Annotated in this window: 3 protein-coding genes; 2 read left to right on the forward strand and 1 reads right to left on the reverse strand. The window is 34.2% G+C overall.

The genetic code is table 11. The annotated features are described in order from the left end of the window. Nucleotides 1-30: 30 nt before the first annotated feature. Complete coding sequence (locus MRZ08_RS00250; RefSeq protein ID WP_290878603.1) at nucleotides 31-1002, forward strand: DUF4236 domain-containing protein; 972 nt, start codon at nucleotides 31-33, stop codon at nucleotides 1000-1002. A 78-nt stretch (nucleotides 1003-1080) separates the two neighbouring features. Here MRZ08_RS00250 and MRZ08_RS00255 read toward each other — a convergent pair whose 3' ends face one another. Then, nucleotides 1081-1875 carry a DeoR/GlpR family DNA-binding transcription regulator gene (locus MRZ08_RS00255; RefSeq protein WP_290878606.1) on the reverse strand — a complete coding sequence of 265 codons (795 nt, stop codon included), beginning with the start codon at nucleotides 1873-1875 and terminating at the stop codon, nucleotides 1081-1083. Between the two features lie 195 nt (nucleotides 1876-2070). On the opposite strand from MRZ08_RS00255, the gene deoC reads away from it, so the two are divergent. Continuing rightward, complete coding sequence (gene deoC, locus MRZ08_RS00260) at nucleotides 2071-2739, forward strand: deoxyribose-phosphate aldolase (protein ID WP_290878607.1); 669 nt, start codon at nucleotides 2071-2073, stop codon at nucleotides 2737-2739. The last annotated feature ends 116 nt before the right edge of the window (nucleotides 2740-2855 follow it).

Here is a 2855-nt window from a genome sequence, read left to right on the forward strand (position 1 = left end):
GATTTGATATAATTATCAAAGGAGGAAGTTATGGGAATAAGATTTAGAAAAAGTATAAATTTAGGCAAGGGCTTTAGGATAAACATGTCAAAGACTGGTCTAGGATTTTCCTGGGGAGGAAAGGGATTTAGACTAACCAAAACTGCTAAGGGAAATATCAGAGGAACAGCCTATATCCCTGGAACGGGCCTATCCTATCAGAAAGAATTTAAAAATCCCCTAAATGATTTTGGGAAAAATCATATGAAAGATAATAAAAATAAAGAAGGGAAAACAATAAATAAAAAATCTCCTATCGACTTTAAGAATATCCAGTCGACCGCCCTGGAAGATGTTCTAGAAAGTAGAAAGGCAGAAAGACCCTACAAGCTTGTCGGCCTTATTCTTTCTGTTGTAGGAATATTTTTATTTTTTATAAATCCCTTATTCATAGGCCTTACAATAATAGGTGCTATTCTTTATTTTTATAAGAAAAATCCAGAACCAGTAAGCTTAGAATATGACTTCGAAGAAGGATCCAAGGAAGAATACGACCTTAGCAATAAGCTTTTGGCTGGGATATTAGAAAGTGATGAAGTCTTTCTAATAAATGATCTAGAAAATGATCTAATCCTAGATAGAAGCCCTCTAAGACTAGTAAAGGGCCTTCCTAATGGAATAGATACAAATGTAGATATAATAAGCCTTAAAGCTGATGGTATAAGCATAAGCTTCTTGCCAGATGCTCTTTTACTTGCGAAAAACAAGGACCTTAAGGCAATTGACTATAAGGACCTAAGGGTAGATCTTAGGGCAGAAGACTTCAAGGAGGAAGGGAGAGTCGCAAAAGATGCAACAATCCTAGAAAAAACCTACAAGCACACAAACAAAGACGGAAGTCCAGATAAAAGATATAAGGATAATCCAGAAGTAAGCCTGGTAGAATACGGAATCCTACAAATGGAAAATTCTGATTTGAATTTGATGATTGGCTTTTCTGATACAGTAATTGATGGTGAGTAATTCATTAGATTGAGATTTTATATTTAAAAAAAAGGCAGGAGCAAAGCTTATAAGTTTAACTCTTGCCTTTTTTGCCTTTTATTTGTCGGCTATTATTACTCTAATGCCCTTTTCTTTTAAATAACTAATCCATTCTTTTTTTATATTTTTATCTGTTACAACAATATCAACATCATCAATTTCACAAAAATGAACGGCCTTTACTGCATCGAATTTGCTTGAATCTACGAGCAAAATCACCTCGAGAGAATTCTTGATAATTAACTTTTTAGTAGCTAACTCGTAGGAGTTGGCGCAAGTTATACCCAAATTTTTATGTACTCCAGCTGCTGATAGGAAGACCTTGTTTGCTCTTGTGTTTTCAATAACATTAAGGCTAGCCTGGGATTCAAACATTCCTGTATTTCTGTGGAAAAATCCACCTGCAAGAATAAGGTCGATATTATCCTTATACATCAAATTTAGGAAGTTATTTGATGAAAAAACAAGACATGTTGAGGAAATATCATTAGAAATATACTTAGAAAGCTTATCTGTAGTAGTTCCAGTATCTATTATTACAATATCTCCATCAGCAATTAGCTTAGAAGCCCTTCTTCCAATCAAGTCTTTTTGCCTGTTGTTTAACTTCAAATTCTGATCTAGGTCATAGTCCGACTCTATCTGCGATATGGTAGGGTTGTTTAATGAAGGGTTATAAACAACAGCCCCATGGTAGACCTCTATAATGTTATTTTCTTCAAGGATTTTTATATCTCTTCTTATAGTCATCTCAGAGACTGACAAGTCACTTGCCAATTCCTTTATGGAAGACCCGTTTTTATTCTTGACTATGCTTATTATCTTATTTAATCTTTCGTCTTTTTTAGCCATATACTCCAACCACCTTTAGCTTAATTGTACCCTAAATATCTTATAAATTAAGAGCTGGTGACCATCTTGATAAAATAATGGTAAAATTATAACATTTTATGTTGACAAAATAACAAAACTGATGTAATATAGAATTATCAAAAGGAAATACTAGTCTAGACACGAGGAAAACCTTTAACAAGTAAGGAGAGGAAAATGGAAAACAAAGAAATATACGGTCACATAGACCATACTTTATTGAAAGCTTTTGCTAAATGGGAAGATATAGAGAAACTTTGTGATGAAGCAGTGAAATATCAAACAGCTTCAGTTTGTATACCACAAACATATATAAAAAGAGTTAAGGAAAAATATGGTGATAAACTAACAATTTGTACAGTAATTGGCTTCCCTCTAGGATACAATCTAAGAGAATCAAAGATTGTAGAAGCAGAACAATCCCTTGCCAATGGAGCAAGTGAGATAGATATGGTCGTAAATATCTCAGATGTTAAAAACGGAGACTACAAGAAGGTAGAAGATGAGATAAGAGCTATTAAGGAAGCTGTAGGAGATAAGATCCTTAAGGTAATTATAGAAACTTGCTATTTGACAGAAGAAGAAAAAATTGCTATGTGCGAAGCAGTTACTAAGGCAGGAGCTGATTATATCAAGACATCCACAGGCTTTGGTACGGACGGAGCTAGGATGGAAGATGTACTTCTATTTAATAAACACATAGGAGAAAATGTTAAAATAAAAGCAGCTGGTGGAGTTAGAACAAAAGAAGACCTAGTAGCCTTCATAGAAGCAGGTTGCGACAGAATAGGAACAAGCTCAGCTATAAAGATGCTTAAGGGCGAAGAGAATAAGTCAGATTATTAGAGGATCTTATTAAAAATAAAAAGAGAGTATTTTTAATAGTTTTAGATTCTGTGGGCATTGGAGAAATGCCAGATGCTCACAAATATGGCGATGAGGGTAGTAATACCCTTGCTGCT

It is taken from the genome of Anaerococcus sp., from assembly GCF_022770135.1.
Taxonomy (GTDB): Bacteria; Bacillota; Clostridia; order Tissierellales; family Peptoniphilaceae; genus Anaerococcus.

Coding starts and splice junctions, on each gene's coding strand:
- MRZ08_RS00250 (WP_290878603.1), top strand. CDS start 31: ATGGGAATAAGATTTAGAAAAAGTATAAATTTAGGCAAGGGCTTTAGG.
- MRZ08_RS00255 (WP_290878606.1), bottom strand. CDS start 1,875: ATGGCTAAAAAAGACGAAAGATTAAATAAGATAATAAGCATAGTCAAG.
- deoC (WP_290878607.1), top strand. CDS start 2,071: ATGGAAAACAAAGAAATATACGGTCACATAGACCATACTTTATTGAAA.